This is a genomic window from Anaerobiospirillum sp. NML120448, assembly GCF_023050945.1.
Classification (GTDB): Bacteria; Pseudomonadota; Gammaproteobacteria; order Enterobacterales; family Succinivibrionaceae; genus Anaerobiospirillum.
Map to the genome: position 1 here is coordinate 1 of NZ_JALKIM010000010.1, position 20,762 is coordinate 20,762.

12 protein-coding genes are annotated in these 20,762 nt (G+C 38.2%); 7 read left to right on the forward strand and 5 right to left on the reverse strand.

All coding sequences use genetic code 11. The features are described 5' to 3' along the window. The first annotated feature begins 459 nt into the window (after positions 1-459). The 3 genes from MXE38_RS03110 to MXE38_RS03120 all read left to right on the forward strand — a co-directional run bounded on the left by MXE38_RS03110 (position 460) and on the right by MXE38_RS03120 (position 4,957). A complete protein-coding gene (locus tag MXE38_RS03110; protein WP_246911193.1) occupies positions 460-1,647 on the forward strand; it encodes a peptidoglycan-binding domain-containing protein in 1,188 nt (395 codons plus the stop codon). A gap of 487 nt (positions 1,648-2,134) precedes the next feature. After that, positions 2,135-2,926, forward strand: a complete 792-nt coding sequence (locus tag MXE38_RS03115) for a hypothetical protein (RefSeq protein ID WP_246911195.1) — start codon at positions 2,135-2,137, stop codon at positions 2,924-2,926. 1,092 nt (positions 2,927-4,018) lie between these two features. Further along, complete coding sequence (locus tag MXE38_RS03120) at positions 4,019-4,957, forward strand: hypothetical protein (protein ID WP_246911197.1); 939 nt, start codon at positions 4,019-4,021, stop codon at positions 4,955-4,957. Positions 4,958-6,094: 1,137 nt separating this feature from the next. Here MXE38_RS03120 and MXE38_RS03125 read toward each other — a convergent pair. After that, entirely contained in the window at positions 6,095-6,874 is a 780-nt protein-coding gene (locus MXE38_RS03125) for an MBL fold metallo-hydrolase (RefSeq protein ID WP_348647352.1), read from the reverse strand. 122 nt (positions 6,875-6,996) lie between these two features. Between MXE38_RS03125 and MXE38_RS03130 the strand changes: the two genes are divergently transcribed. From MXE38_RS03130 to MXE38_RS03145, 4 genes are all read left to right on the forward strand, one after another. After that, entirely contained in the window at positions 6,997-8,751 is a 1,755-nt protein-coding gene (locus tag MXE38_RS03130; RefSeq protein ID WP_246911202.1) for a transposase, read from the forward strand. A gap of 148 nt (positions 8,752-8,899) precedes the next feature. Then, positions 8,900-9,835 carry a LysR family transcriptional regulator gene (locus tag MXE38_RS03135; RefSeq protein ID WP_246911207.1) on the forward strand — a complete coding sequence of 312 codons (936 nt, stop codon included), beginning with the start codon at positions 8,900-8,902 and terminating at the stop codon, positions 9,833-9,835. A 692-nt stretch (positions 9,836-10,527) separates the two neighbouring features. Continuing rightward, complete coding sequence (locus MXE38_RS03140; RefSeq protein ID WP_246911208.1) at positions 10,528-11,493, forward strand: flagellin; 966 nt, start codon at positions 10,528-10,530, stop codon at positions 11,491-11,493. Positions 11,494-12,166: 673 nt separating this feature from the next. Further along, the gene (locus tag MXE38_RS03145) at positions 12,167-13,141 is read left to right on the forward strand and encodes a Gfo/Idh/MocA family oxidoreductase (protein WP_246911210.1); all 975 of its coding nucleotides are present in this window, start codon (positions 12,167-12,169) and stop codon (positions 13,139-13,141) included. Positions 13,142-13,755: 614 nt separating this feature from the next. On the opposite strand, the gene MXE38_RS12390 is transcribed toward MXE38_RS03145, so the two are convergent. The 4 genes from MXE38_RS12390 to MXE38_RS03170 all read right to left on the reverse strand — a co-directional run bounded on the left by MXE38_RS12390 (position 13,756) and on the right by MXE38_RS03170 (position 20,574). Then, entirely contained in the window at positions 13,756-14,877 is a 1,122-nt protein-coding gene (locus MXE38_RS12390; RefSeq protein WP_281503137.1) for a DUF805 domain-containing protein, read from the reverse strand. A 1,012-nt stretch (positions 14,878-15,889) separates the two neighbouring features. Continuing rightward, positions 15,890-16,753 carry a DUF3737 family protein gene (locus MXE38_RS03160; RefSeq protein ID WP_246911215.1) on the reverse strand — a complete coding sequence of 288 codons (864 nt, stop codon included), beginning with the start codon at positions 16,751-16,753 and terminating at the stop codon, positions 15,890-15,892. A 1,106-nt stretch (positions 16,754-17,859) separates the two neighbouring features. After that, entirely contained in the window at positions 17,860-18,792 is a 933-nt protein-coding gene (locus MXE38_RS03165) for a substrate-binding domain-containing protein (protein WP_246911216.1), read from the reverse strand. A gap of 663 nt (positions 18,793-19,455) precedes the next feature. Beyond that, a complete protein-coding gene (locus MXE38_RS03170; RefSeq protein WP_246911217.1) occupies positions 19,456-20,574 on the reverse strand; it encodes a glycoside hydrolase family 172 protein in 1,119 nt (372 codons plus the stop codon). Between the last annotated feature and the right edge of the window lie 188 nt (positions 20,575-20,762).

Here is a 20,762-nt window from a genome sequence, read left to right on the forward strand (position 1 = left end):
GTACAAACATATAAATTAGTTGTACCAAAATATAATTAACATTTTTGCAAAAATTCACGTTTATAATAGATTGTGATAAAATAATAATTAAATACTGCTGTATTAATTAATTAATAACTTTCCCAATTCTTTGAACTATGTCCAAGCGCAATCTACTATAACTTATAGCTTATAAGACTTGATGAATCGGCATGTTTATTATCATGCATAGGGTACATAAGAGTTGCTCAAACATAGCTCAGTTATGGGGTCTTAAATGACGCTGTATTAATGCTATAAAACAAGCATTATGTCCCATTTTAGTTCCGAGAACTGGGAAAGATTTAATTAATGGCAGAATCAAGCATCCTATTCAATTTAGTTCCAAGAATTTGGAAAATTTTAGTTTAATAACTTATCAAGTTATTTTCGCTCATCTTTATATTACGCGATGTACGTACCTATAATAATAACTGTATTATGAAGAATATCCGTTTGTTTTTATTTTCTATAATATGTTGGAATATAATCTTTAGTGGTTATACATTAGCAAATAACTCTGACTTAAGCTTTTATGAAACTAAATATGCTGGTATGGGTAAATACTCTGTAGAAGAGTTAATGACTTTTGATGACTCTGATGTAAGAAATAACACACGATTATTAAATTATGAAGAAGCACAAAAGTGCGATGACTATATTCAATATGCAAACATAAGAGGGCTTGTTTTTCAACACTTGATCTCTTTTACAATTGTTCCTGAAAAAACATGTCCTGGTACTGTCGACTATGATTTTTTTTCAAAATCAGAATCATTGTATTCTTTTTTACCTGTAAAAAATGATTTTAAATTATGTGAAAATGCTAACTACCCAAGTAAATACTTCAATTTATTTACTACTAAATACTTTTCAGTTGACAGCGGATCACTTGATTTATTAAAAAAATACTTTAAACAATCTGACGATCTTATCGCTTATGAGCCTAACATTATCCTTGATAAATCAAAAGTAAAAGAAGCTCAAGAAATTTTGAATAAACTAGGATATAAAGCAGGAAATGCAGATGGCATTATGGGGCTAAAAACATCTAAGGCTATTGTTGCTTTCTCAAAGAGTGTTGATTTATTAGCAAACAAGATGGCATTTGCAGGAGCTAGTCGTGGGTTAATTAATGATCATGTTTTAAATGCTTTAAGACAGTGTATTGATCAACGTAAGAGTAATGTTGATGTATTAGCCCAAAAGAATGCTTTAGACGTAGCTAATCGTGAGTTAATTAATGATCGTATTTCAAATGTTTCAATAAAGTGTATTAATCCAAATAAGTGTTATATTGAAGTATCATCAAAAGAGAATGCTTCCGACGAAGATACTAGACGTGAATTAATTAATGAGCATGCTTTAGATGCTTTTTCAGCTTTAAATGCTTTAAATGATTTAAAACATTGCATTGATCAAAATAAGTGTTATGTTGAAGTATCATCAAAAGAGAATGCTTTAGACGTAGCTAGTCGTGAGTTAATTAATGATCGTATTTCAAATGCTTCAATAAATTGTATTAATCTAAATAAGTGTTATATTGATTTATCATCAAAAGAGAATTCTTCCGACGGAGATAATAGTCAGGAGTTAATTAATAATGCTATTTTAAATCTTTTAAGATAGTCCTGAACTCTGCATACTAAAGTATGCCTCAAAGTAGATTTGCCTTATATATCGCATTTATCAAAAAATTGTAGAGGTTACCTAACAATAGGTTAACCTCTAGTCTTGCCCCTTGGAAACAAGATATATATGGGGTTTTATTCAAATTTGTTGTTTGAAGGTTACTTTAGTATGCAGAGCTCAGGATAGTGTATTGATCACAGTAACTGTTTTGAAAAATAATTATTATATAATAAACTTTCCCAATTCGTTTAACTATATCCAAGACGCAATCCACTATAACTTATAGCTTATAAGCCTTGATGAATCAGCATGTTTAGTATCATGCATGGGGTACATAATAGTTGCTTAGGCATAGTTCAATTATGGAATCTTAAATAATGCTGTCTTAATGCTATAAAACATGCATTGTGTCCCAGTTTAGTTCCAAGAACCAGGAAAGTTTTAATATAAGTTTATTTTATATTTCTTAATTTATTTGCGTAATATGAACTTGAAAAAATTTTTAGCATTAGCTATATCGCTTCTTTCACTTATAGCTTATTTCAACTATTCTTATGCTAAAACTGTAGAATATTTTCCTGGCTCAAATATTGACCCAAAACACTTAAGCGTAAACGAATTAAAATTATGTGGACAATATCATTTTCTTTTACAAACATCACAAGATATAGAAAATAACACAGGATTGCTTAGCGAAGAATTTTTAGAAACTAACAAGCAATTGCTAAAGTTGTCCAGTGATTATTTATCTAATCATTGTTTAGGAAATAGTTTTTTTAAAGAAGATTTAGATAATGTTAAACAATCTCTTTGGCCATCAGAAGCAGATACCCCATTAACATTCTATATTTTTAACTTTATTAAAAGTCACCTAAATTTTCCTCAATATAATGGAGTATCTTATAATTGCGTCAATAATTTATTTGAAAATAAATATTTTCTAGCTGATCCTTTTTTTAGTTCATTGCTTGGATTAACCATAACTAATAAATCGCTAATTGAAAGATCTAATTGGATACTCAAAGAGCTAGGTTTTAAATCAGATCTTGATGACATATATTTACCTGATGAACAAGCTGTTTTAAAGTTTAAGCTACACTTGTACAAAAGTTTGCCATATTATCGAACAGACTCACCTCTGTATAACCTCGATGTTAAAACCGCAATAATATTACATCATTGCTTAAACCTTTTAGAAGAGAAATGTTTTATTGACAAACAACATTGGAGAGCTCTTAAAAATTCTAATATCAAAGGTTTAAATACCGCCAAATGATTAGTAGCTTCTAAGAAGCTACTTGCCATAAAACCTATCTTTCAAAATACAGTAGGTTAGTGCATTTCACATTAATTATAAAAAGCAAAACTCGACAATAAAATGCTGTAAACTCAATTTTGTTGTTGAGTAATTGCTTATATTTAAGGTTGTTTGGCATCTTCTCTGGTCAATTTTTTTATAGTTAAAGAAAACCGCATTACCCCGAGAAAACACCATTAAATAGCACTTATTTGTCTATTTTGTTGGCTGTTTTTTGTATTTTGCTAGTCCCTGTTTTCTATTAGCTGTCTACTCTCCCATAGCAGCAACATAAATCAAAGAGTAATATGTGCTTTTATACTTGGCAATCCCCCTCCATAAAGTGATCTACAAAATCATATGAGCTCTTTTAGAGATTTCCAAATTAATGGATAACTTAATACTGATAATAAATAGCTAAAACACCTTGTTCTGATAGCTAAACTTTATAAAAGTACTTGGCAAGTTTTCCTGTAGATCAGACATAGGGGAGACAATCAAATATTTACGTTAAATAGCAGCTTTGCTAGCCTTTTGGAGGTCATTTATAGAGAATTGTGGCTGCTCAACCACTAAAGCTACGAACATTTTGATAAATAACCAATTGTCTCCCCTATGTCTGGTAGATCCCACAATATTTTTAGAGGAAGCTACCTTCTAAAGTGCTATCCGCATATGGCGCCACAACTACTTCTATCCCTATGTGGCTATCTACAAGCTTTTAGATTACGGCCAATCATTACTATAAATTCATGCCTCTATTGCCTAACTATGTTTGCCAGCATACCTATTTAAGCTGATGGAAGGCTAACCTAATCATTGAAAAAACTAGATAGAATAAGGCTTGTCCATGCGCCCCTGAAATAATTTTGCTATTACAGTACTAGCAACTTGATACTAATAAATCTAAAACTCCCAAAACTATATTAAAAGGCCTAGCCTATAGTCATTGCCTATAAGCCTAACCTAAGAGCATTGAGCTACCTCAAATACCTAGGTCAAATATTTTAGTCCAGGTTGAGAGCATGCTAAAATAGTGCTCTTATGTGTATTGTCTATAGGATAGTTTAAATGGATTTCAAGCCAATTCCTCCAGATGGAAAAGTTCATGACTTGCGTAATGCTCAAAAACCAAAAACTGAGCAAGAGATTAAAGATGAAAAGCAGGCTAAGAATGATAAGGTTAGACGCAATCTTCGCATTGTAGCCTTAGTATTGGCTTGTTATTACTTTGCTAGTGCTGGTTATTCTTGGTATCAAGAGTCTCAACATGAGCAAAATGCTACTACCGCTACCAACCTACAAAATCCATTAAAAGATCCTGTACTCTTTAGACAGACTTTTAATACCTTAATTAATGAGCAAGACACTTCTTTGCCAACTGCTAATGCCAATGATACTCCTGAGGGTTTTGTGGCTGTGCTCTCTACCTCAGTAGAAATGCAAGGTATGGCTAAGCCTAACTCCAAAGAGTTACAAAGTGTACAAATTCAAACTCGCTATCCTGATGCTTTCCCACCTGAGAGCTTAAAGGCCTTTAAGACCTTTATCTTAGCTAACGAACGTCTTTACAATAGTGAAGCTGATATGGCTTTGGTAGATGAAGTGCTTAACAACTTAGGCATTATTCCTAAGTTTGATGCCAATGAGGATAATAAGGTCTTTGCCCCTACCACAGTACAAACTGATGGCTACCAATATCAAACTACCTTTACCTCAGGCCCTATCGATGAGCTAACCTTGGTGGTAACTCCACGCATTAACCTCTCATCCTTTACCAAGGACGATGCAACTGCAAGCCAGTCTGAGCAAGCCCCAGCTACCAACAGCCAGGCAGCAACCCAGGCTGCACCACAGGCTAATAGCCAAGAGCAATCAGCCTTAAACGCTGTGGCAGAGCAAGACACCACCCAAGAGCAACAAGCTACCATCGATGCTCAGCAAAACTCCGAGCTTCAAAAAGAGCTAGAGCAAAACTCCCCAGTAGAGTCTGATGTTCCAGTGCTCTAATGAGCTAAGAGCCAAGAGCCAAGAGCCAAGCTCAACTAAGATACCTGCTTAGCTTTTTACAAGATAGCTCCCATAGAAATATCAACGAGCTATCTTAACTACCAAATTACAGACATATGGAAGACAGTTGGTTATTTATCAAAATTTGCTTAGATTTTGCGTTGGGGAGGTAATAAATTCGTATAAATGCCCCTCAACATACAGCAAAACTGTTAGTTTAACGTAAATACTTGAATGTCTCCCCTATGTCAAAATTAAAGGAATAGCCCCAATCTTATTAGAGCTATTCCTTTTTTCTTGCCTGCCATCTTGCCATAGCCTACCCATCTTTTTTAGCAGCAAAATTCTCTTGCAGCTCTGATAGCAGGTGTGATGCTGTAAATTTCTTGGCACTCTAGATCTAATATGCACTATTTGGACTAAAGCAACTTGATGAGAGCAACCCTACTTAATTTTCAAGTTCTTTAAATCTAAATAGCCTCAGTCTCAGGATAAATCTAAGACTAAGGCTAGTGTAGGCAATAATATCAGCACCTACACATACAACTACAACTCAAACTACAAATACAAGCCTAAATTGGAGGTAAACTTAAACAAAGCATTAATTGCAAGTAAAAGCCTTATGGCTTGAATAAATATGATTTGGCCTTATTACTCTATACAAGAGTACCCTATCAAGTCATACCTAAATTTGCTGAAAATTACCCCTTATTGACACAAATCCGATATATATCATGATTGTTGTTTTTTTCGAAAGGGATATTTATCACTTAATCGAAAATGCTCTTTGTGCTCTTAAAGCTGATTTACAAGGGAAATTTTGCAAGTTAAGGGATATTTTTCACTAAGTTCAGGTCATACCCCTGCTGCAATTAAAAGTCTTTTAGGATCTAGGGTCTCCTAACTAATCTTTCCTTTAACCAAGGTAATCACTCACTAAAACACTTTGCTCTGATAGCTAACCTTGTTTTCACAGTACTTTGATTATATCTTTAGCCTTAAAGCACTTGGTAAAACAGGTATTTAATTAGGATGGCCAAGCTAAGCTAAGCTAAGCTAAACCAGGCCAAACCAAGTCAGGCCCAGACCAGGCCAAACCCAGCCAAGCTAAACAGTACCAAAGGATTTATGGAAATTTTAGAAGCTTAAAGACTCTCCATCTTCTGGGATAATAAAGTTTGCTATTTGTCTCTTAGTTAACAAGCCTCTCATCTCATACCTACTTATAGAGGCATGAGCAACTGTGTCCATATGAGAAATAATAAGATGAGCCTCAGGTAAGGTTGCAGCAACACAAGCTACATCTTCATCGTTCATAATTAGCCTACCAAAGCCCTCAAGTTCGGCTGCACATGCATTTAGCAGTACAACCTCAGGATTATGTTTACGTAGTGCCTCTTGCAACTGTGGATACCAAACAGTATCACCACAAGCCATAAACTTAGGCTCTTGATAGGACTCAAGACAAAAGCCACTAGCTTGACCACAAGCCTCAATTGTTCCATGACGACATGGGGTTTTAGTAATAGTAATACCCTCAAAGTCAGTGCCTTGTGCTGACAAAACTCTAACATCCTTAAACTGATTTTGACTAAGAATGCTAGCATCTTCATCGTTTTGTACAAAAACAGGAAGATCGTGAGGTAAGCAATCACCTATATGACCATTAGGCATCATATCTACATGATCAGGGTGTATATGGGTAATAATAATGGCATCAACATCACGTAAAATATCTTCAACACTCATAGGCAAAGGAGCAATAGGCATAGGAATATTAGCCTTCATCTTATCTTGCAACTTAAATACATTAGGTACCATCTGTGCAATAGAGCCTAAAGCATATTGAGGAGCTAACCATGGGTCTATTAGTATAGTCTTATTCTGATAGACTATTTTTACAGTAGCATTTCTAATCCTACTTCCCTGAAAATATTGTACGGTATCATGATTTAATCATAAATACCCCTTATTTTTCCTATATTTTGCCTAAAATATGATACCGTACAATTCACTAAATATTGTACGGTATCACGATTATGATATATACAGACATAACTTTTCCTATCCCAGACTCTAAAACATATGAGCTGCGTCTGTTAAGAAGTGGAACTGAACCTTACTTATACTTCCGTAACGGAAGTAAAAGGGTTAATGGTAAGCTTGTACATGATCGCATCCTTATAGGTAAGATAGCCACAAATATTGACAGTGATCAGCCTCATTTCAACCCTAATGATAACTACTTTAAGCTTAAAAACATTCCTATTCCTTCATCAGAAGTAAGTAGGACTGCTAAAAGAGGACGTAAGCCAAAGCAAATTAGTAATGGCTTTTCTCAAGCTAACCATTGTGTCGATAAAACAAAAAGCATAATGTCATCCCAGTCCAATAATGAAAGCGACTCTTTGCATTTAGAGGATGGTAAAGGTCATATTCTTACAACCAGTCTAGTTGCAAAAGAGATTGGACTTACTGACATCCTAAAAGGTTGTATGAGCTCTAAGTTGTTTAACGATACTATGTCTTCCGCTGCGTTCTTGTCTTTAGGAGCTCCAGGAGGACTTAGTAACATTGACGACTTTACCTCATTAGGTGCTGCACTTGGATTTCATCAAATGTCAACCCAAGACCTAAGCGTGCTATACAAAGATCTTGACAGTTTTTGTAAGGACGATTTCTTTAGACAATGGATTGCATTGCATGGCAGTAATAGTGTCTGTTATGACATTACCTCCATTTCAAGCTACTCAAGCGATATTGAGTTGGTGGAAATGGGGTATAACCGAGATCATGAGCCTCTTCAACAGGTAAACCTTGGGTTGATTTGTGCCATGCAATCTAAGATTCCCTTGTTTTACGCCGAGTACAGCGGCAGCATAAATGACTTTTCAAACTTCCCTAATGTGCTCTCTAGGGCTAGGTTACTAGGATTGGGCGCAACAACTGAGATGACTCTTGTTATGGATGGAGGGTTTGCCAACCTTAAAACACTATCCTTACTAGAACTAGCAGAGATGCCTTATATTTTAGGAATGCCTCTTAGCAAATTTCCAAAAATCAAAGCTCAAACACAGAGCGTGTTTAGAAACTGCTATTACTCACTTCAGTTTTTTGAGCTTCATGGCGATTTAATCAGATACCATGAGATTCCATATGATATCAATGGCAAACAAGAGCGATTAATTATGTATAGGTCAGATGACTCATACAGTAAGCAAAGCAAGTCACTACTATGCCATATTGCTCAGTTACGTGAAGAGCTAAGTACTAAAAAGAACCCACCTGTTAGCAACATGCGTAGGTATTCTCAGTTCTTTCACATAAACGTTGAAAAGGACAACTCCTTTACCTTTACTGATAACGTTGAAGCTCAGGCCGCTGCCTTGTCTCTTTGTGGTTGTTTTGCAATTCTATCATCCAGAAAAGACATGAGTGTGAAAGCTATTCTTGAAGAGTATCGATCAAAAGACTGTGTGGAAAAGTCCTTTGGTATAGTTAAAAACGATATTCTTCATGAGCGTTTCCGAGTAAAGAGTTCATCAACACTTAGAGGCAAGATGTTCCTAGTATTCATAGCACTGGTTATAAGAGTTCGATTAGAGCAACTCTTAAGACCTGTTCTTACTAGAAATAAGATAGGAATCGATAGTGCAATAGAACGCTTAAAATCAATTTCCTTCATAAGACAAGGAGATAAGTGGTTTACTCATAATGCCTTAACCAAAATTCAAAAAGAAATCTTATATGCTCTTGGTGCTAAGTTGGATATGTTGGTGTCTAATTGGGTATAGTTTGCACTGCTTACTGATACCGTACAATATTTTCAGGGAAGTAGGTTCTAATCTGCTGAACTAACATACATTTTCCTCACTAACGAAAACAGCTATGAAGTGATGCGAAAATTCTATAAATCGATCATTACTATGAAAAGCAACTAACATGAAATTAGACGCAACCATTTGGTTGCTGGTAAAGCATATGAACCTACATCATTTAGAAATCTTTTTAGCCGTTTGCCATGCAGGTAGCTTACAAGGTGCTGCCGATAAATTAGGCATATCCCGTCAAGCAGTTAGCAAAGCTATCAATGCTTTAGAAAGCTCATTAGGAACAGCTTTGTTTATCAGAGAAGCTAGAGGCATTACACTAACTACCACTGCTTATGTATTTAAAGAGCATGCTCAAAAAGTAGCCATAGAGCTTGCAGCTATAAGAAAATTAAGAAATATTGAGCTACTACCACGTCGCCCGCTCATGATTTATTCTTTAGATCATGTTTTTTCCTATATTGGCTCTGACTTTATGGTCGAGTTTGCTAATCAAGAAAAACAAATCACCTTAAGTGTAGTAGAAAGTACTGACGAAAATGCTTTATTAGCTTTAGAGGCAGGTAAGTGTGAGTTAGCTATAGTGTATGGCCCTTTTGATGAAGAACGTTTTGAGTCCATACCTTTGTTCGATACCCAATATACAGTTAGAATGCTTGCTACCCATCCTTTAGCAAACAAAGAACTGCTTACTCCTCAAGACCTACTGGGCCAAAAGATTATTGGCAAAGGTCGCTCTTATAGCTGTTTTACTAAATCTTTTGATGAGATTTTAAGCAAATATCAAGAAGAGGTAGATATCATTGCTGAGACCTCTGATGAGGCTCTTTTAACTGAACTAATATTAAAAACTAACGCTCTTGCTGTAGGATTTGACTATTCCTACCAATTAGACAATCCCCTCATAGTTGAAAAACCTTTTGCTAAAACTCCCAACAATACCAAAGTCAACATCTGTTTAGTGAAAAGAAGAGGTACTGTAGCCACCTATGCAGCCTCTGCCTTTGAGCATAGTCTAATTAATTACTTAGCCACTAAGCACTCCTGATTGCTCCCTTAAGAGCTGGTATACCTCGGTTCAAACAACTCTGGCCCTGCCTTTTAGCAGACATGGGTTAGCTTTATTTCATTTGTCTAATCTTTAGACCTTATAGAGATCATAAACGTATGGGTATGGTATGACTTATGACATGGGCTTGTATTAATGTGAACTTGCCTTTAAGGCCACTCATTGTCTCCTAAGCATTAGTATTTGTATAGTTAGACAGAATAGTTGGCATACTTGCTTGCCAACCTCCCTACTTGCCTACTTAACCATTAGTATGAGCATGGACGTGATTATGGGCATGCACCTACCAAGATTATTACTACTCATGGCAAGAGTGCATGGTTGCAATATATTAAGAATACCCTTAGCAACCAATAAGCTTTTACCTCCAAGTAATACCTATCTTGCCCCTGCTTATCATTGCAATCTATGAGGCCATTATTTAATGATTGGTAAGTTGCGTCGTTTTTTTGAATTAAGCAATGGCACTTTATTTGCTAATTGTTTTTAGTAAAACCAAGCCTTTAGCTTAGAGCTACAGGTATTACTATATGATAGAGATGTGGTTTATTAAAAGTCATTAAGAAATCACATAGCATTGAGCACAAACTTTTACTATTAAAGTCCATTTAAGCTCATAACTCTATCGATTAAGTCAAATTGTAACTTTATCATTTACCGAGAGAATTGTTATGGCACTTTACGTTAATACTAATGTAAGCTCAATTAATGCCCAGCGAAAGCTTACCAATGCCACCAATAGCCTGAATGTATCCTACCAGCGTCTAGCCTCAGGACTTCGCATCAACTCTGCAAAAGATGACGCTGCTGGCTTACAAATTTCCGATCGTCTTACCTCTCAGATCAATGGACTTAACCAAGGCAACCGCAATACTAACGACGGTATCGCCTTAGCTCAGACCATTGAAGGTGCCTTAGACGAAACCACCAATATGCTCCAACGTATTCGTACCCTAGCCGTGCAAGCTGCAAACGGCACCAATACCGCCGAGGATCGCAAGGCATTACAGCAAGAGGTTACAAGCCTTTCACACGAAATTACTCGTATTGCCAAGCAAACCACCTTTGCAGGTGCCACTGTTCTTAATGGCAAGCAAAACCTCGGTGCTGGTGGTGCAAACGGTAAGAACTCAAAGAGTATGATTCCATCTGGTGGAAGTTTAATTTTCCAAGTTGGTGCTAATGCTGGTGACACCTTAGCCTTATTATGGGATAAGCCATTTACTATGACTGGTATCGCTACCCAATCAAACATTAAGCTGGAAACAGATAAGGCTAACGCTAGTAAGACTGGTCTTTTAATGACTGGCGGTCAAAATAAAAGTTTAGCACGTTGGAGTGTTAGCACTGCAAATGCTGCTACAGCTACATTAACCAATATCGATGCATTCATCCAGTTAGTTGATTCACGCCGCTCCGAGCTAGGCGCGATCCAGAACCGAATGGAAAGCACCATCCGTAATCAGGCCAATATTTCAGAGAATGAGGCTGATGCACGTAGCCGTATCCGTGATACTGACTTTGCCTCTGAGACAGCTGCTCTTACACAGAACAATATCATTCAGCAGGCTTCTCAATCAGTGCTTGCTCAGGCTAACCAGCGTCCTACCATCGCTCTTAGCTTATTAGGTCAATAAGAATAACAATCTCTCTCTTTATATTTAGAGGCAGACGTAAGTCTGCCTTTATTCTTTTTATGTAAGTAATCTGTCTTACACTACCCCACCAACAAGGTTTTTTATCTACCTTTCATGAACCTATTAGTGTCATGAAGCTTACAAGCACCCGCCATTGTCGTCATGTGTACTTCTTGTAGTTAAACCCAATAGCTGCACTAGAATAGTTGAAGCTATCAGTTTGCTAAGTCTCATAGCTAAACAACGGTCATTTATCCAAGCACAGTATTTTAGGTATTTTTAGTTTGCACTAAGGTCTTGCAGCCCCAACTTCCTACAGTATTACCATCAACTTACATTCAATCTTGTAACCTAAAAGTTAGCGAATAGTGCAATCCCATGCCACTGTTGATTTATCGTCCTGTTAATTAGCAAACTGACTGACCAGCAGGCCTACTTCCTTCCTTGCATGCCCTCCTTACTTACCACCCTTCCTAATAGCTAGTTGCTTGCTGTATAGCTTACAGGATGGCTGTAAAGCAAGAGGAAATGTGAGTAACTGCCTAGGGCTTGGGGCTGTTGGCAATTTTGACCTGGGGTAAATATTTTGTTTTAGATTGTGTGCTAATATTGAGAACTGTGGGCACGTGCCTATAGTCTTGTTGTTTTGTAGTTTTACTTAGGAAGTTATTTTATGAAGGTTGGTCTTTTAGCAGCTGGTGGTATTGCCGCCAAAATGGCAGAAACTCTCAATGGCTTAAATCATCCAGAGATTGAGCTCTATGCTGTTGCCTCACGTAGTGCAGAACGTGCTAGTGAGTTTGCTAAGAAATTTAACATTCCTGTATCTTATGGCAGCTATGAAGAGTTAGCCGCTGATCCTAATGTAGATCTTATTTATATTGCCTCCCCACACTCTGAACACCATATCCATGCTCAATTATGCCTTAAGCATAAGAAAGCTCTCTTAGTTGAGAAGGCTTTTACTGCTAATGAGAAGATGGCTAAAGAAGTGCTTGACTATGCCAAGGATCAAAACACCTTAGTAACCGAGGCTATTTGGACTCGCTATATGCCTTCACGTACTATTATTGCCAAGGCTATTGCTGATGGTAAGATTGGTACTCCTCACTCTATTCAAGCTAATTTAGGCTATCCAATTGCCCATAAGGATCGTATCTTTAAGCCAGAGTTAGCTGGTGGTGCTTTACTTGACTTAGGTGTATACCCAATTAACTTTGCCATGATGTTCTTTGGTCATGAGCTTGAGAGTGTCACTGGTACCTGTGTTAAGAGTGAAACTGGTGTCGACTTCTTAGACAATATTTGCTTAGTATTCAAAGACGGCAAGATGGCCTCTTTACATGCTACAGCTTATGGCCCTGCTGATCGTAATGGCATTATTTATGGTGATAAGGGCTATATGGTGGTTACTAACATCAACAATCCAGAAAAGGTTGAGATCTTTGATAAAGACCACCAGCTCGTAGAAGAGCTCCCATTACCAAAGCAAGTTACTGGCTATGAGTACCAAGTCATTTCTTGTCTTGAAGCCTTAAAGGCTGGCAAGTTAGAGTGCCCAGAAATGAGCCATCAAGAGACCTTAGAGGTAATGCACGTAATGGATGAGCTTCGTGCTAAGTGGAATATTGTTTATCCATTCGAGTAGTATTCCTAAAAGCTCATTATAAGCAGCCCTCTTACCAGTGCTTCTTAGCACTATGTTTCGCTGCTAAACAAACAACAAAGGCCCCCGCCCGCACTTCATACCTGCCCAGGGGCCTTTTTGCTAATCAGAAGCCAATATAGCCTCAGCTTGTGCTACTGCACCATGCTCTTTTATTACCTCTATAAGAGGTAAGCTAAGCCAAGCTATGCTAAGCTATGCAAAGCTGAGCAGACCTAAACAGCTCATACCCTTTCTACCTTGAGCAAGATGTGGCTTAAAGACCCTCTCTATGAGCCATCAAGCTACCAAGTCTTGACCTATCTCATCTTAGCAAAGCTACATTAAGCCAAGTTAAGATACCTTACGCAAAACAACGTTTAGCTAACAATGGCAACCCTTGAGTTTTCTTTCACTAATATCCCAATTGAATGCCTTGTGACTTATTTTTGCGCAGCACCCAAAAAAATAGCTGGCTCACAATAAGCCAGCTACATTCTAGGAAAATATGAACTGGTAGCAGCAAGTGAAATTATTATTATTTCAGTCTTAAGCAAAACAAAGATTGCGCCTAGCCCTATCGCTCTGCGCAATCTCTTACATCGCTTCAATAATTTCTACTTGGATTCTTTTTGCTCTACAGCCTCTTCTTTAGTCTCTTGAGCAGGTACTGCCTCAACGGTGGCATCTTGAGCAGTTTCAGGAGCTACATCTTGAGCAGGAGCAGCCTCAGGTGCTACGGCCTGTGCAGGAGCTGGGGCTGCAGCGGTGTTTGGCATTGCTTGCTGATTAGGGTCAAAGCCTTGTTGATTTGGATTGAAACCCTGCTGGTTTGGAGCAAAACCTTGTTGATTTGGGTTGAAGCCCTGCTGGTTTGGAGCAAAGCCTTGTTGATTTGGGTTAAAGCCCTGCTGGTTTGGAGCAAAACCTTGCTGATTTGGGTTAAAGCCCTGTTGGTTTTGATAGAAGCCCTGCTGGTTAGGGTTGAAACCTTGCTGCTTTGGGTTAAAGCCCTGTTGGTTAGGATTGAAACCTTGCTGATTTGGGTTAAAGCCCTGCTGGTTAGGGTTGAAACCTTGTTGGTTTTGATAGAAGCCCTGCTGGTTTGGAGCAAAACCCTGTTGATTTGGGTTAAAGCCCTGCTGGTTTGGAGCAAAACCTTGTTGATTTGGATTGAAACCCTGCTGGTTAGGGTTGAAACCTTGGTTTTGACCAAAGAATTGAGCAGGTTGCTGCTGCTGCATGTTAGGGGCAAAGTTTTGAGCAGCCTGAGGGAAAGCACCTGGAACACCATTTAATGGATCTGGACCAAAACGATTTGGGCCTACAGTGCCTCTTAGACAAAAGAGTACAAATAAGTAGATGTAGAAGCCAATACCAATTAAGCATAAAGTTGAGCCAGCATAAATTAAGCCTTCCTCACGCTCTTCCAGTCCTACCAAATATAAAACTGTACCAATAAACAGAGGTACGTATACACCAGCAAGCCAAAAGCCACGCTTGTTAAGATCATGAAGACGACGAATGGCAACAATGGTATTGAGCCAACTTAAAGCAGCACCACCTACAAATCCAATAATAGCACCTACAGCTGGAATTAATCCTAAAATTCCAATTACGATATTAGCTAAAAAAACGAACAGCATGCACCACCAGAACTCAGAACGGGTAGCTCTATCCTTCCAGTTAAATGGTTTTTGCACAACACAGACTTTGACAGCATCTACAAAAGAAGACATGATAATTCTCCTGATATCTAAAATAATATAGGCACAATCAGGCCTAGCTAAGCAACGATTACAAAACAAGATCGCTACTGATTTTTTTGGACAGTCGTATCGATTACCCTTAATAAGAAAGGCTAATTCAGTAGGTAGCGGTTGTGTCAAAACCGAAATCGGTAATAGAGCTAACAGACACTAAAGATCTATTAGCGTTAAGGCTTAATTATGTTTGTTTGAAAGTATCCCCAATCATTACAGTGGCATCGCAATGAGGCACAGCTAATGAAAGTTGTCCTTAAATAAAAAAATAAAATTCTTTTTTAGTGAGATAGTGTTTGTTGGAGGCAAAAGATGCTTCCTTAAACTTCAAAGAATAGGGATAAAGTGCTTTAAAGTGCCAAAGCAAAATATCCTAGTATGCACAGACGCACTACAACGAAAAAAGATTAAGCTGAACTACTCAATCTTTTGGGTAGACCTGGTAAGACAGGCTGCATAGAGTAGAGATTGCTAAAATTATATAGCAATTTTAGGTGATGCTAGTTTTTGATAAACATTATCATCTTGCCTGAGGGTATAATATTCATATCTATGCAAAAATGCAAGCCATTTTTAACTAAAAACAAAAAATTTTGTATTAGTCTATTAATTACTTAGCTTACCTACGCCTTGCTCTTCTATGCAATTGGAGCATTTCTTACTTGTTTTCTAACTTGTATGATAAGGGCAAAAAACCACAGTACACTCATACCTCACCACCTATTACTACTGCTTAATTAAAGGCTGATGTCAACTAATTTAGGTGATGATTAAGGTCGTAAGCTATAGTGCCATTATATGAGGCTATAGCCGTGTTTGTGGTGAGTATTGAGATTGGGACTGGGACTTTGTGTGATGGTTTTGGGGTATGAATAGCTCGAGGTGCTTATTGGCAGTGATAGCAAAGTGCTACTAACCTACAAAGGAGCAATGCTCCTTTGTAAGTTGCTTTATAGCCCTAGTCTCATCTAATCTAGGGGCCCGAAGCTTAGCTTTGCTGGTCGTTGTTGTTGTTAACAATAATTTGGCAGTGGCAATTCTTTAGGTCTTGCTCAGTAATGATTTGACCTACGCTATCGACAATAATGCGGCCTGAAAGAGGATTTTTGATGGAGGTGATATGACCTTTAATGGTGGCACTAATGTCTGAGTACTCAAAAGAACGATCACCAATTTCAAAAGTACAGTTAATGAGCTTGAGGCCCTTGCAATAGCATAAAGGCTGAGAGCTAACAATGTGGCAATTAATCAGGGTTAAGTTTTCTGAGTACCAAGCTAAATACTCACTAACTAAGGTGCTATTGCTAACGGTGACGTTTTTGGCATGCCATAGACAATCTTTGGTCTCAATATGGCTATTGCTAATAGTAGAGTCCTCTACATATTGCAAAGCATACTTACCAGTAAGCTTGGCATCGTTAATAGTGAGACGTTTTGAGTCTAAAAAGCCATAGACAGAGTTAATCTGACAATTATTGAAGCTTAAGTCTGCGCTTTTCCAGCCAAACTCTTCACTGTCGATATCACAATCTACAAAAGTAATATCTTGGCACTCTCTAATATTTTTCACGCTATGCAGCTGACAATTATCTATCAAGCCATGAGAGTCGTACCATAGTGGAGCTCTTGTTGCTTCATCTAGTTTGCAATTACGCAATACAAAATTTTGGGCATGCCATAGCACATAGCGCATGGCAAAAGTACAGTCCTGTACCTCAAAATCATGACATTCTTTTAGAGCTGACTCACCATCAGCCTCGCCTCCAAAATGACAGTTAAGAACCTTTATATCGCTCATACCATATAAGGCACGCTCTTGATCAAAAGAGAGATCAGCTATTATCTTATTCATAGAAAAACTACCAAAACAAACTTTAATTTAGCCACTCAACTTGCAGCCACAAGGATGAAGCTTGAAGCTTGAATCGCCCGCCCTTGCTGCTGCCTTAGACCTTAACTAACTATCAAATGTTTTTTGTATAGCTTAATCAAAATTACCCTAAAGCGATATGGGTAAAGCTCTCAAAAACTTGTCTATTCCTCTACACTTACAAACTTGTCGCTTCTTTAAAGCGCCAGCTTGGCCATAAGCTTCAATAAGCTAAGCTTGGCTAAGACTTACTTGGCTTGGATAGGCTTGGATAGGCTTGTTTTGCTCAAGCCTACTTAATTGCTTAAGGCTAAATGATTGATGCTTGATGCTTGAAGGGAGCTCTTTTTATGTGGCCAGCACTATTACTTATAAGAGGAGCAGGTCATAAGTTGCAATCAAGTTAAAGGCTCAAGCCCTCAGAGCAGCAGCATTGACTAAGGACACTAAATTTAGGCTTGGTGCAGTACTCACTGGCACTGGCACACCATTACGCTATCATGCCCTTTAGTTATCATGCCCCTTGCACAGGCATACTATGGCTAGGAATAAGACTATCTCCCATTACCTATCGCTTCGCCTACCTTGTTTGTTGTCCGAATGCTACTACCTACTAAGCCAAATTAAAGCTCTATGAGTGCCCAATAGCAGTTAAGCCTATCTAACTAAGAGTAAATCAAGGCTTTAGTTTAGCTAAACTATAAACATGGGCTGTAGCATATTGTGGCTATTGAAAACTAAATCTTTATTGCACCAGAGCCAGTACCAAACAGGGTTGAAGCATGCCTAAGCCCTTGTCCACCAGAGCTGTTGCTCTACATAACCGTAGCACAGCATGCCCATGGCACAATATGGCCATTACACACTATGGCTGTTGCACACCACGACCATTGGACTGGCAGTTGTAGCGGTCTATGGCCATGGGATGCCCAAACTTAGGCTAGCTGTGTTGTAGCGCACCACTGTTAAAGCAAGCTACTGTTAAAGCCCGCCCGCACCACAACTGAACAATGTTAAGGCACACCTGAGTTGTTGAAGGTAAGAGGTGGTGTGTTGTGTTGTGTGCCTGGGGATGGAGGGCTTAGGTATTATTTTTCTCCTAATACGGCTGGTATTAAGATATGGGTGTTTTCCATGGTCTCACCGTCCAAGAGCTTGTCTACCAAATGAAAACAAGCATGGGCAATTTCCTGGTAATTAGGCTCTAAGTAATGCACCTGAGCATCAATGAGAGCCAAAGAATTTAGTGAGTCAAAAACTAATAAGGTGAACTTATCGAATGAGAGCTTATGCTGCTTAATAAAGCTTAAGACTCCTAAAAACACAATATAAGAGGAGCAAAACAAATAGTAATGCTCTTGCTGAGGATAGCGCTCTAGGATTTGAGAGACTAGTTTTGCCCCCACCATACTCTCATAATCATCATGAAAACTATAGGCCATTGGTTCAAAGCCATGTTCTTGTGCCCAAGAGCTAAAACCTAAGAAGCGATCATTAATGGAGGACAACCATAAATCTGCTCCTACAAAGAAGCAACTACTAGCAGCGGGTACATGCTCTACTAAAAACTGATAACTACTTTGTTTAGCCTCAGTAATTACATAAGGCAAAGCACTATCTTCAAAGCAACGATCAATAAGAACTACAGGGATATTGGCCGCAATTTTGTCGTAAAAAGCACTAGTTTTATGGGAAGTAAAAACTAATAAGGCATCTACCTTCTTCTCAAGCAAGCCTGTTACTACGCTAATTTCTTGCTTCTCATCATAGTGTGAACAAGCAATGATAAGTTGGATATTATTGCTGGTAAAAATAGCCTCAAGCTCATTTAAGTATAAGGAGAAGCTGTAATTTAGGAGGTCTGGAACAATCACTCCTACAATATTAGAGCACTGGGCACGAGCCAATAATCTTGCCACCAAAGGATCGGATTCATACTTCTTAGCAATAGCAATCACTCTATTAAAGGTATCTTCGCTAATACGCATTTTCTTATGATGCCGATTGAAAATAGCTGACACTGTAGAAGGCGATACATTGCATAATTTTGCTAGTTTGCTTAAATTCATGCCTGAACCCATAGTAATCCCCTTTGAAATCAAAGCTATTAAAGCTGATGGTACTTCTTATTGCTATCCCTTTAGTTTAATTGTTGGGCAATGATTATTCTACTTTATGTCGTTTTCAATATTTTCCACGATCAGTAAATTTTCACCCTACCCCTACTAAGCTGTATTGCTACCTCAACACTTCGTTTCTTGCATACCCGTAGTGATGGTTTGTCTGTTTACTTGCTTGCTTGCTTTTATGAGTATAGCAACAACATCATTAAAGGATGCCCAATGCTTGGTTTTAAATGGTTCTACCAAAAGCAAAAAAGATAGCCCTATCAATATAAGGCTATCTTGGTAGCATAGATGTTGTGTATTGTTGTATTGATTTTTTAGGCTCTCACCTGTCTTAATGGCCATTGAGCTTTACTTGCTCTTGCCATGCTCCTTACTCATACAAATAGCTTTGTATATGCTTCTACTTATGGCTTTGCATATGCTTGGGTTGCAGCCTCTAGCTTTTGCTTGGACTGCTACCTCTAGATTTTTCCTAGGCCTCTAGCAGCATGAGCAGGACGGTGTGAGGATAAAAAACTTTTTTGTTAGCACTGACTTTACATATTGGGCATTGCGCTAACGTGGTTGACGATAAGCTCTATCAGGTAGAGTGTATGGGCTGTTTAGGCCTGGGGCTTGATAGTAGTAAGCTACTGTTGCTACATCGTCTTGACGCTCGTACAGCCTAATGTCGTCGTTACCAATCTGCTGTAAGGTAACCTTTAAGTCAGAGCTAAAAGCAATTGGATCTGGGATATGGAAACGATATAAGCCATGAGATGGTAAGCCATCATCACCAAAGCCATGTACAGGGTTAGCTTGTCCTGTTTGGAAGAAATCACGAGTGCTATCTCTATTAGTTTGGTATGGATAGCCCATAAATGGAGTTTGGTAGCACTTGGCCTTTGGACGGCCATTGGCATCTCGATTATGGAAAGCCCAAGCACCACCAAAATAGTCCTCAGAACCAGTAGAGTTTTGAGTTGGATATTGGCTATCGCCATCAATATAGAACTTAAACTCACCCTCGCCCCACCAGTAGCGCTCAAGAGCAGTTAAAGCTAAATAGGTTCCTACATAATAGCCAGGGCCCTTAACATTATCCAAGATTACATAATCCTGAGCTAAGGTAGTAGTACGCTCACGTCGCCATTGAGCATGGAAATAAAGAGGGTTCTCAATCTCATGAGGTAATAGAGCATAGTTAATGGTGAAGAAGAAGTTTTCTAAATCAGCCTCATGCTCATTAACAATCTCGATACGGCACTTCTTATTAAATGGCATTTTAAAGTAGCAATTAAAACCACCTGTTGGATTTACTACTATTGGCATGGAATTAATATCACAGCGCATGCCAAAACCATTACAGAAGAAATCACCAATTGGAGAAATTACTGATGGATATTGCTCATCATCAAAGAAAATCTTAAGCACTACATCACGTAAGACAAATGAGCCTCTTACGGTACGATCAGTCAAGGTGATCCAAATATGTCTAATCTCACCAGGGCCAGTAATATCAGCAATAGTCACAGTTTCTTGTGATTTAATTTTAATACAGCCACTACCCTTACGGCCTGGGCCTAAGTGGCTGCCTGCCATGCATGATTTGCCTTTTTCACCAGTTAAATTTTCTGGAGAGATAGAGCGGGTTTGCTCACCATGAAAAGTAGTTAAGTAGTCTAAATTGTTCATTTTTTTACCCCAATCAACAGCACTATCATTACCAGTGCTGGCTTTTACTTGGAAATGTAATTGTTGGTTTAATTAGTTGTAAAAACTTGTTAGTACTTAGCATCCAGGATTACTTGGGACTACTGATGCAATGATGGTTTACTCTTGCTCAATCGAGCACTATGACACTAAGACACTTTAGCACTTTG